15 protein-coding genes are annotated in these 14,228 nt (G+C 62.4%); 6 read left to right on the top strand and 9 right to left on the bottom strand.

From position 1 onward, the window contains the following. The first annotated feature begins 49 nt into the window (after nt 1-49). A complete protein-coding gene (locus J2X76_RS21550; RefSeq protein WP_310219393.1) occupies nt 50-1,018 on the top strand; it encodes a LysR family transcriptional regulator in 969 nt (322 codons plus the stop codon). Nucleotides 1,019-1,053: 35 nt separating this feature from the next. On the opposite strand, the gene J2X76_RS21545 is transcribed toward J2X76_RS21550, so the two are convergent. Continuing rightward, complete coding sequence (locus J2X76_RS21545; protein ID WP_310219322.1) at nt 1,054-2,082, bottom strand: zinc transporter ZntB; 1,029 nt, start codon at nt 2,080-2,082, stop codon at nt 1,054-1,056. A 297-nt stretch (nt 2,083-2,379) separates the two neighbouring features. On the opposite strand from J2X76_RS21545, the gene J2X76_RS21540 reads away from it, so the two are divergent. Beyond that, entirely contained in the window at nt 2,380-2,937 is a 558-nt protein-coding gene (locus J2X76_RS21540; RefSeq protein ID WP_310219320.1) for a DUF2087 domain-containing protein, read from the top strand. A 22-nt stretch (nt 2,938-2,959) separates the two neighbouring features. Here the strand turns inward: J2X76_RS21540 and J2X76_RS21535 are convergent, their stop codons facing one another. The 5 genes from J2X76_RS21535 to J2X76_RS21515 form a co-directional block, all read right to left on the bottom strand. Then, nucleotides 2,960-3,796 carry a PhzF family phenazine biosynthesis protein gene (locus J2X76_RS21535; RefSeq protein ID WP_310219319.1) on the bottom strand — a complete coding sequence of 279 codons (837 nt, stop codon included), beginning with the start codon at nt 3,794-3,796 and terminating at the stop codon, nt 2,960-2,962. 120 nt (nt 3,797-3,916) lie between these two features. Continuing rightward, the gene (locus J2X76_RS21530; protein WP_310219318.1) at nt 3,917-5,905 is read right to left on the bottom strand and encodes a bifunctional 2',3'-cyclic-nucleotide 2'-phosphodiesterase/3'-nucleotidase; all 1,989 of its coding nucleotides are present in this window, start codon (nt 5,903-5,905) and stop codon (nt 3,917-3,919) included. Nucleotides 5,906-6,062: 157 nt separating this feature from the next. After that, a complete protein-coding gene (locus J2X76_RS21525) occupies nt 6,063-6,431 on the bottom strand; it encodes a response regulator (protein ID WP_113128755.1) in 369 nt (122 codons plus the stop codon). Continuing rightward, on the bottom strand, nt 6,428-8,038 hold the full coding sequence (locus J2X76_RS21520; protein ID WP_310219316.1) for a PAS domain-containing protein: 1,611 nt from the start codon (nt 8,036-8,038) through the stop codon (nt 6,428-6,430). The genes J2X76_RS21525 and J2X76_RS21520 overlap by 4 nt, the downstream gene beginning before the upstream one ends. Nucleotides 8,039-8,342: 304 nt before the next feature. Further along, entirely contained in the window at nt 8,343-8,681 is a 339-nt protein-coding gene (locus J2X76_RS21515) for a PilZ domain-containing protein (RefSeq protein ID WP_113128757.1), read from the bottom strand. A gap of 185 nt (nt 8,682-8,866) precedes the next feature. Here J2X76_RS21515 and J2X76_RS21510 point away from each other — a divergent pair, with 185 nt between their 5' ends. Beyond that, on the top strand, nt 8,867-9,466 hold the full coding sequence (locus J2X76_RS21510; protein WP_310219392.1) for a TetR/AcrR family transcriptional regulator: 600 nt from the start codon (nt 8,867-8,869) through the stop codon (nt 9,464-9,466). Beyond that, complete coding sequence (locus tag J2X76_RS21505; protein WP_310219315.1) at nt 9,463-10,296, top strand: DMT family transporter; 834 nt, start codon at nt 9,463-9,465, stop codon at nt 10,294-10,296. Before J2X76_RS21510 ends, J2X76_RS21505 begins: the two co-directional genes overlap by 4 nt. Nucleotides 10,297-10,305: 9 nt before the next feature. Here the strand turns inward: J2X76_RS21505 and J2X76_RS21500 are convergent, their stop codons facing one another. After that, nucleotides 10,306-10,767, bottom strand: coding sequence for an Lrp/AsnC family transcriptional regulator (locus tag J2X76_RS21500; protein WP_113128760.1), 462 nt, complete (start codon nt 10,765-10,767; stop codon nt 10,306-10,308). A gap of 154 nt (nt 10,768-10,921) precedes the next feature. On the opposite strand from J2X76_RS21500, the gene ald reads away from it, so the two are divergent. Both ald and J2X76_RS21490 read left to right on the top strand, forming a co-directional pair. Next, nucleotides 10,922-12,040, top strand: a complete 1,119-nt coding sequence (gene ald / locus J2X76_RS21495; RefSeq protein WP_113282979.1) for an alanine dehydrogenase — start codon at nt 10,922-10,924, stop codon at nt 12,038-12,040. 183 nt (nt 12,041-12,223) lie between these two features. Next, nucleotides 12,224-12,916 (top strand): PadR family transcriptional regulator, encoded by a 693-nt coding sequence (locus J2X76_RS21490; protein WP_310219314.1) that lies wholly within the window; start codon nt 12,224-12,226, stop codon nt 12,914-12,916. A gap of 67 nt (nt 12,917-12,983) precedes the next feature. Here the strand turns inward: J2X76_RS21490 and J2X76_RS21485 are convergent, their stop codons facing one another. Beyond that, on the bottom strand, nt 12,984-13,487 hold the full coding sequence (locus J2X76_RS21485) for a DUF1203 domain-containing protein (protein ID WP_310219313.1): 504 nt from the start codon (nt 13,485-13,487) through the stop codon (nt 12,984-12,986). A 178-nt stretch (nt 13,488-13,665) separates the two neighbouring features. Continuing rightward, on the bottom strand, nt 13,666-14,223 hold the full coding sequence (locus tag J2X76_RS21480; RefSeq protein WP_310219391.1) for a GNAT family N-acetyltransferase: 558 nt from the start codon (nt 14,221-14,223) through the stop codon (nt 13,666-13,668). Nucleotides 14,224-14,228 lie beyond the last annotated feature (5 nt).

Raw genomic sequence — 14,228 nt, 5'->3', positions numbered from 1 at the left:
AAAACTGAGATAATCTCGAAGCGATCTATCGAAAATTTGGATGAAGACCATGGATGCCAATCCGACCCTCGACCAGCTGCAGGTGTTTCTCGCCGTCGCCGAAACGGGCAGCTTTTCCGCCGCTTCGCGCGTGCTCAATCGGGCGCAATCAGTGGTGAGCTACACGATCGGCAATCTGGAAGCCCAGCTCGAAATGCCGCTTTTCGAGCGCAGCGGCGCGCGCCAGCCGAAGCTGACCGAAGCAGGCAAGGCGATGCTGACCGACGCACGCCGGATCGTCGCCGACCTGCAGGTGATGCGCGCCCGGGCGAAGAGCATCAAGCAGGGGCTGGAGGCGGAACTGTCGCTGGCGCTGAGCGTGATGGTGCCCTCGGATGCCATGGTTTTGGAACTGCGGGAATTCCGCGACCGCTTTCCGAGCGTTACGCTCAATCTCAATGTCGGCGAACTTGGCATGGTCATGGACATGGTCATGAGCGGCCGTGCCGATATCGGCATCGGCGGGTCGATCCTTCGGCAGGAGGATTCGCTGACGATGGAGAAGATCGGTTATTCGTTCATGATTCCCGTCGCCGCTGCCGAACACCCGCTTGCAAATCTCGGCCGGCCCCTGACGATCGCCGACGTGCGCGAGGAAGTCCAGCTGGTCGTGACCGATACGTCGGGCCTGACGAAAGGCCGCGATTTCAACGTCTTGTCCTACAGGACATGGCGCGTCAGCGACATCGCCACAAAGCACCAGCTGATCAAGGGTGGTCTCGGCTGGGGCGGCCTGCCGGCTTCAGTCGCCGGAAAGGACATCATGAACGGAAGTCTCGTGGCGCTCGATCTCGAAGCATACGAGCAGAGCGAGTACCCGCTCTATGCCATGCGCAAGACCGCAAATCCGCTCGGACCTGCGGGCCGGTGGCTGGTCGATGCCATGGAGCGCCGGCTTTCCAGCTGCCCGAGCCACGGTGACTTCAAGCAGATGCTCGGCATCGAATCCCGGGAGGCGCTTCCTCTGGCCGCCGAATAGCCGAAGCTGTTCCGGCCGGGCGCGTCGAAGCGGGGTCAAAGCCAGTCGATGCGCTTGAGGATCCACAGCGTGCCCGCGGAAATGACCACGACCAGCGCGACGATGATCAGGAAAGCCCAGGTGTCGTTGACGCCGGGAATGCCGCCGACATTCATGCCGAAAAGGCCGGCGACGACGCTCGGCGGCAGGAGAAGGGCGGCCAGCGCGGCCAGCCGGTTGGAATTGCGCGCGATCCGCTCGCCGATGACCGTCGAAAGGTCGTCGTGGAGAATGCCGGTCCGGTCGCGGATGGCATCGAGATATTCGATGAACCGCATCAGTTTGTCGATCACCTCGCGAAAGCGGAGCTTGTCCCGTTCCTTGAGCCACGGCGCGTCGTCGTGCTCGATCCTGTTGAGCGCATCGCGTTGCGGCGCGAGATAGCGGCGCAGCTGCACGGCGCGGCGGCGCAGCAGCTTGAGCCTCTGGCGCACCTCGCTCGCTTCCCCCTTGAAAATCAGCTCGTCGAGTTCGTCGACCTCTTCGTCCATGCCGTCGAGCACCGGCTCCAGATCGCGGACGAGCTTGTCGCTGACGAGCGCCAGCAGTTCCCCAGCCTGCCGGGGACCCTTGCCGTTGTCGAGCGCCCGCCGGATATCGCGCAGCGCCGTGATGTAATGACCGCTGTCGCGCAATGTCACCAGCCGGTTTTCGTCCACCCAGATATGCAGGGGGACGAGGTCGATCTCGTCCGAGGTTTTTTCCGCCTCGTCCGGCGGGGCGGCGCAGACACCGCGCAGGATGATCAGCAGCCCGTCGCCCACGGGCTCGACGCGCGGGCGTGAATCCTCCGCGAGAAGCGCCTCCGCCACCAGCGGATCGAAGCCGCCATGGGTGTTGACCCATTCCGCCGTCGCCGGATGATCGCGCTCGAAATGCAGCCAGACGATACCGTCCTCCCGCTTCCAGCTGCAGGCCTCCGCCATGTTCATCGTCCTGCAGCCGCCGTGGCCGTCGAGGACGAGGACAAAGCGCAGGCCGGGCTCGTCACCGTAGCTCACCGCGGTCTTGGTCTTTTCGAGCATGGATGCGCGTCCTCCTCACGCGATTTCAAGTGATTTTATCAGCAAATATCTTGCCCGCGAAGTGTAACCATTCCCTTCATGGGGCGGACCGGCCAAGCGCGCCGGCTGCGAGTTGACGCTGTTTCAACCTCTGCTATAACGGCGCCACGGTCTGCAGTTCACCGAGGCGTCGCCGTCCCGAAAGGGAAGCTAAACCTGCTCATGACGAAGATGATCAGCACTTATCCCGTGCCAGAGTCGACAAGCCGGCGACCAGCGACACCCCGATTGAGGGAACGGCGCGCTTGAGGATAAGACATGCCGAGATCCATCCTTCCCATGGAGATCGCCGACCTTTCGGCTTTCGCCAAATCCATCCGTCGACAGATCGACACGCTCGACCACAAGCCGAGCCATCTGGAAATCCTCAATCTGCTGACCAAGGCGGCCGGTTTCCGCAACTACCAGCATTTTCGAGCGGTCGCCAGGACCGCCGACGTCATCGCCCAATGGCGCCCTGTGCTGGACGATGAGCCGGCTCCCGATGAAGACCGGGTGCTGAAAACCGCCCGCCATTTCGACGGGCAGGGCCGGCTGGTCCGCTGGCCCGGCAAGCGCGGGCAGCAGGAAATCTGCCTCTGGTTCCTGTGGTCGAAGATCCCGGCGGGCCGGGAGTTCACCGAGCGCCAGATCAGCGAGCTTCTGAATACGCTGCATCTCTTCGGCGATGCCGCGATGCTGCGTCGCGATCTCTTCGATTCCCGTCTCGTCCAGCGTACCCGCGATGGCCGGGAGTACCGCCGCATCGAACAGAAACCGCCGGCGGAGCTCAAGCTGCTTCTGTCGCGGATCGGGCAGAAGGCCGAGGCGGCTTAATGCGCCACGGCCGCCGGCTGCGTCAGAGAGTGACCGTGCCCTCGATGCAGTCGGTGACCTCTCCGCCGATCCAGATATCGTCGCCGACCTTGTCGACATACACCCGGCCAGCGCGGCCAAGCACGGTGCCCTGCGCCACAACATAGCTTTCCGGCGCAGCACCCGATCCGATCAGCCATTGGGCAAGGCCGGCGTTGAGACTGCCGGTGACCGGATCCTCATAGCCGTTGCGAGTAAAGGCACGCACCTCGAATTGCGCGTCCTTCCCGTCGAGATCGGGATTGAAGCGCCCGACGAGCCCGACGCGGGTGCCGGTGAGAGCGGAATAGTCCGGCTTGACCGCCAGCACATCGGCGCGGGAGGGCAGGCGCACGCCGATCCAGTCCGGGCCGTTGTCGCACCAGTTGGAATCCTCGATCAGGTTGGCGGGCAGGCTGAGCGCCTTGGCGATCCGTTCGACCAGCGCCGGATCCACCGGGCCGCTGCGCCTGAGCGGCGGCGCCGCAAACGCAAGCCGGTTGCCGTCGCGGCGGATGCGGACAAGGCCTGCGCCGCATTCCTGCACAATGTCTTCGGTCGGTGACGCCTGTTGCTGCGAGAGCCAGACATGGGCACTGCCGAGGGTCGGGTGACCAGCGAAAGGCAGTTCCTGCGACGGTGTGAAAATCCTGACCCGGTAGCTGGCCATCGGATCGGTCGGCTCGAGCAGAAAGGTCGTTTCGCTGAGATTGGTCCAGTTGGCGAAAGACTGCATCTGCGCGTCGCTCAATCCATCGGCGCCGATCACCACTGCAAGCGGATTACCGCCCATCGGCCGGCTGGAGAAGACATCGACTTGCTGGAACAGGGATTTTGGCATTGCCTTGCCTCATGCGCTTGAAAAGAAAGACGGCAGCCGAGGCTGCCGTCCAAATATCGCCGGCCAATTATCGCCGGCCAGATATCGCCGGCCCGATATCGCCGGAAGGTACGTCGGTGCTTAAAGCACCAGCCGGAATTTTGCGAAACCGTTCTCGCCGTCGCCGGCATCCTCGATCTTGGCGCCCTTGATCTCGCCCGCGAAATGGCGTGCCTTGGGGCCGGTTTCAAAGATCGCGCTGGTGCCGGGCAGCGGCTTGAACGACCAGTTGGCATCGGCCGACGGGTTGATCGTGCCCTGGTCGACGATATAGCGCACGATCACGTCGCGGTTGGTGTCGGGAGCGACGAAGATCACCTTGTCGCCGGCGATCTCCGGGAACTTGCCGCCGCCGCCGGCGCGGTAGTTGTTGGTCGCCACGACGAATTTCTGCGCCGGATCGATCGGCTTGCCGTTGTACTTGAGATCGACGATGCGGTTGGAATTGGCATTGATGAGCTTGCCGTCCTTGTCGAAGCGCGTCGGCTGCGACAGGTCGATCTGGTAGGTGACGCCGTCGATGACGTCGTAATTGTAGGATGGGAAATCATTGTTGAGCAGCGGCGCGTCCTTGGCGCCGACCGCGACCTGATTGAACATGCCGGCCGACATTTCCAGCCAGTTCTTGACCTGCGCACCCGTGATCAGCACCGCCTGCACGGTGTTCGGGTAGAGATAGAGGTCGGCGACGTTCTTGATGGCGATATTGCCCGCCGGAACGTCGGTGTAATATTCCGCGCCGCCGCGGCCGCCGGCCTTGAAGGGGGCGGCGGCCGAAAGGACCGGGAGGTCCTTGTACTGGCCTTCCTTCAGCATCTCCTTGATGTACCAGGTCTGGGCATTGGAGACGATCTGCACCGACGGATCGTCGGCGACCAGCGCGAAATAGGAATAGAGCGGCGCCGAGCTCTTGCCGACGGCGCGGCGGACATAGGCGAGGGTCGCCTCATGCTCCTCCTTGGCCGCGGCGATGATTTCCGGCTTGTCCTTGACGTCGGCGACGATCTTCTTGGCGTCGTCGCGGTGGTAGATCGGCCTGGCTTCCGAAGTGAAGTCCACGACTTTCCACCCCTTGCCGTCCTTTTCGACGAGCAGGTCGATCAGGCCCATATGCGAGCCCCAGAAACCGCCCATGACGGCGGGCTTGCCCTGCAGCGTGCCCTTCTTGGTATCGGCACCCTTGACCCCGTCGAAATCCTTGCTGTTCGGGAAAACCAGATGCTGGTGGCCGGTGAAGATCGCGTCGATACCCGGAACGCCGGCGAGATAAAGCGACGCGTTTTCCATGAGGTCGCTCTGGCTTCCGCCGTCGATGCCCGAATGGGAAAGCGCGATGACGACGTCGGCGCCTTCCTCCTTCATGACCGGCACCCAGGCCTTGGCGGCCTCGACGATGTCGCGGGTCTGGGCCTTGCCTTCGAGGTTCTTCGCATCCCAGGTCATGATCTGCGGCGGCACGAAGCCGATGAAGCCGACCTTGATCGGGCTTTCGGCGCCCGAGCCGTCCTTGATCTTCTTCTCGACGATCACATAGGGTTTCAGGAAAAGCTCGTCCTTCTTCGGGTCGGAGGCGAGCTTACCCTTGGTGAGGTTGGCGCAGGTATAGGGGAAGCCGGAACCGGCAAGAACCTTGAACAGGAAGTCGAGGCCGTAGTTGAATTCGTGGTTGCCGAGCGTGCCCGCATCGTAGCCGAGCACGTTCATCGCCTTGATGACCGGGTGCTTGTCGCCCTCCTTCATGCCGCGCTCATAGGCCATGTAGTCGCCCATCGGATTGCCCTGCAGGAAGTCGCCATTGTCGATCAGCATCGAATTGCCGGCTTCGGCGCGGATCGCATCGATGATCGAGGCGGTGCGGGCAAGGCCGAGCGTGTCGTTCGGCTTGTCGGCGTAATAGTCGTAAGGGAAGACGTGGACATGGATATCGGTCGTTTCCATGATGCGCAGATGCGCCTGGTTGCCGGCGGCACGCGCGGCGAACGGGTGCAGAATCACCAGCGCCGACGAGGCGGCGACGCCTGCAAGCAGCGAACGGCGGGTGATCGGGTGAAGATCGTTGAGCGACGACATGGGCAGCCTCCTGAGAACGGACGGGTGAACGACAATTCGGCGCCATATTGACGCGCGCCGAATGTAACTCCAAGCGGATTCTGAAGGAGGAGGATAGGGACGTGCAATCGCCGCCTTTATCCCCGATGCCGGCCGGGGGAAGGGCGAAGACCCGGGATCAATAGGCCGCCATTCGCATCGCTTCGACAAGCTGCGCCATCTGGAACGGTTTGGGAAGAATGGGGATATGGCGCATGTCGGCGGGCACGCCGGACGGTCCGTATCCGGTCACGAAAACGAACGGAATGTCCCGCGCAGTCAGGATCTCGGCGACCGGAAAGCTGGCTTCACCGGCAAGGTTCACATCGACCAGGGCCATGTCCAGGGCAAGCGACCGGGCCTTGACGATCGCATCGTCGAGCCGCGAGGCCGTCCCCATCATCCTGCACCCGATCTGCTCCAGAAATTCTTCAAGCATCATCGAAACGAGGGCTTCGTCTTCGATGATGAGAACGCGTATGCCGACGAAGATCTGGGCGTCGTTCACCTTGCACCTGCTTGCAGCAACGGCGTCACCTCGGCGGAGACGGCGACATCCGCAAGCGGCGCTTCGATCGTGCCGATGATCCCCGAAGGCTGGTCGAAAATCACCGATGCCTTGCCGCCCAGATCCTGGGCAAGGCTCCGCTCGATCAGCCTGACGCCGAACCCTCGTCTTAATGGCGCGATGACCGGCGGTCCGCCGCTTTCCGTCCATGTCAGCCGCAGCGCCGGGCTGGCACCCTCGACGATCTGCCAGTTGATCGCGACCTGGCCGGCAAGGGTCGAGAGCGCGCCATATTTCAAGGCGTTGGTCGTCAGTTCGTGCAGGCCCATGGCAAGCGCGAGTGCGGCCCGCGGCAGCAGCCGCAGCGAAGGGCCGGACACCGTGAAGCGGTAGTCTCCGCCGTCGCCGAAGGGCGCCAGCGCTCCGGTGACCACGTCGTCGATACTAGCCCCCTCCCATTTTTCGCGGGTAAGGACGTCGTGGGCGGCGGCGAGTGCCATGAGGCGTCGTTCCAGATTCTGCCGCACGATCGGATCGCCGCCCCTGAGCGTCTGGGAGGCGATGGCCTGTACGGTCGCGAGCGTGTTCTTGACCCGGTGGTTCAGCTCGTTGACCATGAGCTGCAGCCGGTCTTCGATCCGTTTCCGCTCGGTGATCTCGACCGAGACGCCGACCAGGCCGATAACTTTGCCGTCGGCATCGCGCAACGGCGCTTTGGTCGACGACCAGACCCGCGGATGGCGGCCCTCGCGGCTGATGATCTCCTCGAATTCTTCGGTTTTCGCCTGATCCATGATCCGGCGGTCGTTGGCCATCACCAGTTCGGCCTGGGTTTTGCTGTCGAGGAATTCCAGGTCGGTGCGCCCTTCGACCTCGGACCAGGGCCTGCCGATCAGATCCAGGGTCGAGACATTGGCGAGGATGATACGGCCCTGCAGGTCCTTGGCGTAGATCAGTCCGGGCGCAGTCTCCAGAATGGCCCGCAGCAGGGCGTTGGTCTGGTGGAGTTCCCGTTCGGCGAGCTTGATCGACGTGATGTCGCTGCTCACCTCGATCGCCACCTCCGGCTCCCCGGCTTCGCCGCGGTTCAGCGACCATTTGCTGATGATGTGGATCTCGCGGCCGTCCTTGTGGCGGCGCGTGAGTTCACCCTGCCATTCGCCGTCGCGAACGAGGATCGCGTTGATTTCATCGGGGGAGAGCGGGCAGCGGGTCTGCAGCAGGTCGAGCGCGTTTTTGCCCAGGGCCTCTTTTTCCGAATAACCGTAGAGGCGTTCCGCGCCGATCCCCCAGAATACGATCCTGCCGTCAAGGCTGCGCAGAGTGCCCTGGGTCTGCCCGAACGCCTGCGTGAACCTTTCAAGCCGATAGAGTTTCGCATCGATATCGCGCTGTATCCTTCGCTTCGCCCAGATCGACGCCGCGAACGAAGCCGCGGCAAGCACCAGAAGGAGGATCGGCTCGCCCAGAGTATCGACCGCCCCGTCGGCCGCTACCAGAAAGCCGCCCAGCGCCAGAAGCAGGATTGCGAGCCACGTGACAAGGGTAACCAGCAGGCGCGCCGTCCGCGATGTCGGAGAAGGCAAAGTAAAGGGAACAGCAACCATCTAAGCATCCTTGGTTTGCCTGCGTGCTGTGGCTGTCAGCACAATGCAGGCCGGAAAAACGGGGACGCTTGAACAGCCGCTACTCTTGACGAGGACGGTCTTTAGTTTCGCTTGCTCTGAATAGATTAGGACTTTATCACTTATCAATTCAACGGCAAGTAGTAAATAACTGGTAAACGCCAATCGACGCTTGATATTTTAGCTCTTTGCCGTCTTTACAACGTTTCTATTTGTGCTTGGTGGTGATTCGTGGAGCGCGAATAAGTTGAATCTCGCATGGAAGCCAAGTTGAGCGCGGCCGGCCTCAGCGCGAGGCCGGAATTTCTTTGTGGAAGAAACGGAAATAGGACGAGACCTGCGCCAGCGCGTTGCTGTTGATGCTGAACTGAACGCCGAGCCGGCCGCTGCGCCGCCATTTGACGGTGCCTTCCAGGATCCCGAGCTCCTCGCTTTCGACCCGCACCGGGCTGCCGTCTGCCGCATGCAGCGTGCGTCCGCCCAGATCGAGCGCCATGCCGGTTGCCGAGAGATCGGTAACGCGACCTTGGACCGCCTGGTTGAAATACTTGACCGTACCCAGGATACGGGTCTTCTTTCTTTGGGCGCTGCGGGTCTTCATGCGTCCTGTAGCGGTAGTCGTCATGCGAATGGCCCTCGTTGTTTCCTCTGTTCTTCCCACTGATAGGGAAGACCTGTTGAAGTCCGCTTAGGTCGATCCATAAAAATCTACCGATGATCCGAATCTCCTGACGCTGAAGCTTCCGGAGGGCAGTGACTTGACGGTTGGACGCAATGTCATCAATGATGAGACAGACCTGTCTCATCACAATGGCATATCGCGTGTCACCCGAGCACACCCCGAAAGCTTCCTCCAAGCGGCAGCATATTGTCGAAACGGCTTACCGGCTGTTCAGGCAGGACGGCTTTCACGCGACCGGCATCGACCGGATCATCGCCGAGGCTCAGGTGGCCAAGATGACCATGTACCGCCATTTCCCATCCAAGGAGGGCTTGATCGTCGAAGTCCTTGAGGAGCGGTTCCGGCGTTTCGAAGAGCAACTCGACCGAATGGCCGCATTGTCGAAACAGCCGGAAGGGATGATCGACGATATCATCGGGTGGTATGGGCGCTGGTTCGATCGGGCAGATTTCAACGGCTGCCTGTTTGCCCATGCGCTGGCCGAATACGGCTCGCCTGGCCATCCCGTCTTCGAAGCCTCCGTCAGGCAGAAGGAGAGCCTCCGGCGCCGCATGGCGGACATTCTGGCGAAGCTGATGTCCGCTGCCGAAGCCGAAACGGCGTCCACCGCAATCCTGATGCTCATCGAGGGAGCCACCTTGATGGCCGAGATGGGGCAGGGTGGCAAAGCCATCGACGCGGCACGCAGGGCGGCATCGGATATCATCGCCGCGGGCCGCCGCACATGAGCACATCCGTCGTCCTGCTCGCTCTCTTTGCAGCCGTGCTGCATGCCTGCTGGAACGCATTCCTGCGCTCCGGCGCCGACCGTTTCTGGACGATGACGATCATGGCGCTGGCGATGACGGTTGCCGCCTTGCCGGTGGCGTTGATCCTGCCGCTGCCGGCCGCCGAAGCCTGGCCCTATCTGGTCGGTTCCGCCGTCTTCCAGCTGATCTACAGCCTGCTGCTGGTCGCCGCCTATCGGCATGGGGAGCTGGGGCAGGTCTATCCGATCATCCGCGGCAGCGCGCCGCTGCTGGTGACGCTGGCAGGGGTGGTCTTCGCGAGGGAACTGCCGCTGCCGCTCTCGATGGTCGGCATATGTTGCGTGGTTCTGGGCATCATGCTTCTCGCCCTCGGCAAGGGCAAAGCCTCCACCGGTTCGATGCTCTACGCGCTGGCGACCGGCGTTTCGATTGCCGGTTATTCGACCGTCGACGCTGCCGGCATACGACTGTCCGGCAATACGAGCGCCTATATCAGCTGGGTCTTCGTGCTGCCCGGCATCCTGCTCCTGGCCGCCTTCACGGTGATGCGCGGGGGACTGCGGGTCGATCCTCGGTCCCGCGAAACGATGAAGGCGGTCGGCGGAGGGCTGGTTTCGCTCGTCTCCTATGGCGCGGTGCTGGTCGCCTATTCGATGGCGCCGGCCGGGCCGGTTTCGGCGCTGCGGGAAACCAGCGTCGTGTTCGCGGTGCTGATCGGCTGGGCGTTTCTCGGAGAGAGCCTGTCCACGAAACGCATCGCCGCCTGCATCGTGGTCGCGGCAGGCGCCATCCTCATCGGCATTTCATAGCCCGACATTTCATAATCCTACATTCGGCTTGTCGATGATTTCTCGCAGCGCAAAGCTCGAATTGATCTTCACCACATGCGGCAGCGCCGACAGCCAGTCGCGATGGATGCGCTCGTAATCCTCGAGATCCTTGGCCGCGACCCGCAGGATATAGTCGTATTCGCCGGACATCAGGTAACAGACCAGCACGTTGGGACAGAGCTTCACCGCCGCCTCGAATTCAGTGAGCGTCTTGGCGAACTGGCCGGATAGCGAGATGTGGACGATCACCATCATCTTGTAGTCGAGCGCCTTGTTGGAAAGGCGGGCGTGGTAGCCGCTGATCGTGCCGCTTTTTTCGAGGATGTCGAGCCGCCGCGAACAGGCCGACGGCGACAGCCCGACCCGCTCGGCAAGCTCCGCATTGGAGATGCGGCCCTGCTGCTGCAATGTCCGCATGATCGCAAGATCAATGGCATCCAATGCACTCATTTGCAGATCCTTCGAAAAAATCGTCATTCAGGCAATTATCTGCGAAAATACGATATTCCGCAATTCGTCTTCGCAAGGACATTCGCGCGATTCTCTGGTTTGCTTTTAGCCGGGAACATCAACGGCGAAAGCCACAACTTGAGAGGAACGCTGGATGCGTGTCGGATGCCCGAAGGAAATCAAAAACCATGAATATCGCGTGGGGCTTACCCCCGGCGCGGTACGTGAATACGTGGCCCATGGCCACGAAGTGCTGATCGAAACCAAGGCCGGCGCCGGCATCGGCGCAGATGACGGCGCCTATGCGGCAGCCGGGGCCAGGATCGTCGGTTCGGCCAAGGAAATCTTCGAAAAATCCGACATGGTCGTCAAGGTCAAGGAACCGCAGCCCTCCGAATGGGCGCAGCTCCGCGACGGCCAGCTTCTCTATACCTATCTCCATCTCGCGCCCGATCCGGAACAGACCAAGGGTCTGCTCGCCTCCGGCGTCACCGCCATCGCCTACGAAACCGTGACCGACGAGCGCGGTGGCCTGCCGCTATTGGCTCCGATGTCGGAAGTCGCCGGACGTCTGGCGATCCAGGCGGGCGCGACCGCGCTGCAGAAGGCGAATGGCGGCCGCGGCATCCTGCTCGGCGGCGTGCCGGGCGTGCTGCCGGCCAAGGTCGCCGTCATCGGCGGCGGCGTCGTCGGCCTGCATGCGGCCCGCATGGCAGCCGGCCTCGGCGCCGACGTCTCGATCATCGACCGGTCGCTGCCGCGCCTGCGCCAGCTCGACGATATCTTCAACGGCCGCGTCCACACCCGCTATTCGACGATCGACGCAGTGGAAGAGGAAGTCTTTTCCGCCGACCTCATCATCGGCGCTGTCCTCATTCCGGGCGCTGCCGCGCCAAAACTGGTCAGCCGCGAAATGCTGTCGGGCATGAAGCAGGGCGCGGTCATGGTCGATGTCGCGATCGACCAGGGCGGCTGCTTCGAGACCTCGCATGCAACGACCCATTCCGAGCCGACCTACGAGGTCGACGGCATCGTGCATTATTGCGTGGCCAACATGCCGGGCGCCGTGCCGGTGACATCTGCGCATGCGCTCAACAATGCGACGCTGCAGCATGGTCTGGCACTGGCCGACCGTGGCCTGCGGGCAATCGCCGAAGACCGGCATCTGCGCAACGGCCTCAACGTCCACAGGGGCCGCGTCACCAACAAGCCGGTCGCGGAAGCTCTGGGCTATGAGGCGTTCGCGCCGGAAAGCCTGCTCAGCGTCGCGTGACCGGAGAAGCTGACGGCCGCTGAGCCATCCGTTTGGGGCTGGAAAGACGCCGGGCGCATCGCGTCCGGCGTTTTTCTATGTTCAAAATCAATCAGATATGATTTAGATATATCTAAGTCATTGACGAAAATTCAAGGCTCGCTATCTTTAGATATATCGAAAGACAGTCTGAGGAGACAAGTAATGTTCAAACACAGGTTCGATGGAAGAAATGGCTGCGGCGATCGCGGCGAGCGCAAAGGCTTCGAGGAATTTTTCGCCGCACGCGGCGGTCCGTTTGGCGGGGGATTCGGACGTGGCGGCCGGGGTGGTCCCGGCGGCGGCCGCGGTTTCGGCGACGAGGGCGACGGCCGTATCGGCCGCTTTCTGATGCAGGGCGACCTGCGCCTTGTCGTACTGGCGCTGATCGAAAAGGAGCCACGCCACGGCTACGAGATCATCAAGCATATCGAGGATCTCACCTACGGCTTCTACGCGCCGAGCCCCGGCGTCATCTACCCGACGCTGACCTATCTCGAAGAGGCGGGTTACGTCGTCGCTGAGGCGGACGGCAACAAGAAGCGTTATGCGATCACCGACGAAGGCCGCAAATATCTCGACGAGAACCGCAGCTTTGCCGCGACCATCCTCGACCGGCTGTCGCAGCTCGCCGAGCGCATCAAGCAGCGGCAGGAACGCCACGAGCGCGGCCGCGAAACCGGCCCGTCACTGCCGCGCAGCGTTGATGCCGCCATGCTCAACCTTCGCGAGGTGATCGCCCGCAAGCTCGAGGGTGATGAAAAGAAGGGCGGCGAGATCGTCAGGCAACTGCTCGATTTCGCCGAAAATCTCGAACGCGACGACGAGGACGAGCAGGGCGACAATACCCAGAACTGAGGCTTGAGCAGGCCCGGGAGCAAATGTGATGGCGCGCCGATTCGCTAGAACGGTGCGCCTTCGCGTTTCAGATGGCCAGAGCAGCATCCGCGAATGCTGGAACATCGACCTTGTCGATCCGGCACTGGTAGCAATTGTTGCGGGCCGAGCGGACATGCACATAGGCGATGTCGCCGCGGGCGAGCAGCTCCTCGGCCCGCGTGGCGATCCTTTCTGTCGGCGTTACCGCGCCGCTGCCATAGACGATCCGGTCGTCATGACCGTAGCCGCGAACGATGTAATCGGTGCTCGATAGCATGGGCGGCATGATCTCCTCGGCGGCATACCGTCGGCAGGGCTGCTTGTGCAGGAAGATCGGCCCGGTTTCCGCATAGGGCTGCAGATCTGGGAAGGGGCGGTAGGCCAGAACCAGCAATTCCTCGCCGGCATCGATATTCCTGAGGCAATGGCGGCAGGGATGACCGGGGCCGTCGGAGGTCTTGGTTTCCGGCTGGCGGCCGTAGGCATCGGCGCCACCGTCCCAGAGGTGTTCGGCATCTGCGGCGGGCATGGCGGTGAAGGAAATGGTCATCGGGCTCTCCTGTGCGTGTCGAACAAGAGATGCGCCTGCGGGAGCTGTCCCGCCACCCGATACTTGCCGCTGGTCAGGAATATGGAATCCGTTACACAAGCGGCACCGTAACAACGGTCTGTGGCGGCGGGCGTATCAGGTTGGCACGGGCTGGATCAGCCGGCGAAGGCGACGGACATCAGCCGCCAAGCGCTTTCAGGAGCTCGGCATCCGTCATCGGCGGGACCAGAGCCTCATAGGTCGAGACAGGGGAAAAACCCATCATCTGGTAGAGCTGCAGGGCGCGCGGGTGGTCAAGCGTATTGGTGGTGACGGTCACCTTCTGCGGATTGTCCTGCCAGGCAGCGTAAAGCGCCTGCAGCAGGAACCATTTGCCGATGCCGAGCCCGATTGCCCGTTCGAACAGCCCGAAATAAGAGAGCTCGATAATGTCGTCGCTTTCCTTGAACAGCTCGAAGAAACCCGCCGGCGCGCCGTTGACGTAAAGCACGGTGACGGAGGTGCGCGGGTTGTGGAGCGTCGCGGCAAGTTCCTCGTCGCTCATGCGCAGCCGCTTGTACCAGTGCCAGCGTTTTCCCACCTGCCGATAGAGATAGCGGTAATAGTGAAGCGGGATTTCCGGCGCGCGGATGATCGCCGTCTGGATGTTGACCGGCACCGGCAGGCTTGCCTTCGGCGGTGCGGTCATTTCCAGGCTGGTGACATGGGCTTTCAGTGGAGCCGGCTTCTTGGCCATGGCGC

The sequence above is a fragment of the Neorhizobium sp. 2083 genome (genome assembly GCF_031455615.1).
Lineage (GTDB): Bacteria > Pseudomonadota > Alphaproteobacteria > Rhizobiales > Rhizobiaceae > Neorhizobium.
This window is presented reverse-complemented; position numbering and strand designations above follow the sequence as displayed.

Excerpts from the sequence above, each read along its gene's own strand:
- J2X76_RS21550 (WP_310219393.1), top strand. The coding sequence starts at position 50 with ATGGATGCCAATCCGACCCTCGACCAGCTGCAGGTGTTTCTCGCCGTC.
- J2X76_RS21545 (WP_310219322.1), bottom strand. The coding sequence starts at position 2,082 with ATGCTCGAAAAGACCAAGACCGCGGTGAGCTACGGTGACGAGCCCGGC.
- J2X76_RS21540 (WP_310219320.1), top strand. The coding sequence starts at position 2,380 with ATGCCGAGATCCATCCTTCCCATGGAGATCGCCGACCTTTCGGCTTTC.
- J2X76_RS21535 (WP_310219319.1), bottom strand. The coding sequence starts at position 3,796 with ATGCCAAAATCCCTGTTCCAGCAAGTCGATGTCTTCTCCAGCCGGCCG.
- J2X76_RS21530 (WP_310219318.1), bottom strand. The coding sequence starts at position 5,905 with ATGTCGTCGCTCAACGATCTTCACCCGATCACCCGCCGTTCGCTGCTT.
- J2X76_RS21520 (WP_310219316.1), bottom strand. The coding sequence starts at position 8,038 with ATGGTTGCTGTTCCCTTTACTTTGCCTTCTCCGACATCGCGGACGGCG.
- J2X76_RS21515 (WP_113128757.1), bottom strand. The coding sequence starts at position 8,681 with ATGACGACTACCGCTACAGGACGCATGAAGACCCGCAGCGCCCAAAGA.
- J2X76_RS21510 (WP_310219392.1), top strand. The coding sequence starts at position 8,867 with ATGGCATATCGCGTGTCACCCGAGCACACCCCGAAAGCTTCCTCCAAG.
- J2X76_RS21505 (WP_310219315.1), top strand. The coding sequence starts at position 9,463 with ATGAGCACATCCGTCGTCCTGCTCGCTCTCTTTGCAGCCGTGCTGCAT.
- J2X76_RS21500 (WP_113128760.1), bottom strand. The coding sequence starts at position 10,767 with ATGAGTGCATTGGATGCCATTGATCTTGCGATCATGCGGACATTGCAG.
- ald (WP_113282979.1), top strand. The coding sequence starts at position 10,922 with ATGCGTGTCGGATGCCCGAAGGAAATCAAAAACCATGAATATCGCGTG.
- J2X76_RS21490 (WP_310219314.1), top strand. The coding sequence starts at position 12,224 with ATGTTCAAACACAGGTTCGATGGAAGAAATGGCTGCGGCGATCGCGGC.
- J2X76_RS21485 (WP_310219313.1), bottom strand. The coding sequence starts at position 13,487 with ATGACCATTTCCTTCACCGCCATGCCCGCCGCAGATGCCGAACACCTC.
- J2X76_RS21480 (WP_310219391.1), bottom strand. The coding sequence starts at position 14,223 with ATGGCCAAGAAGCCGGCTCCACTGAAAGCCCATGTCACCAGCCTGGAA.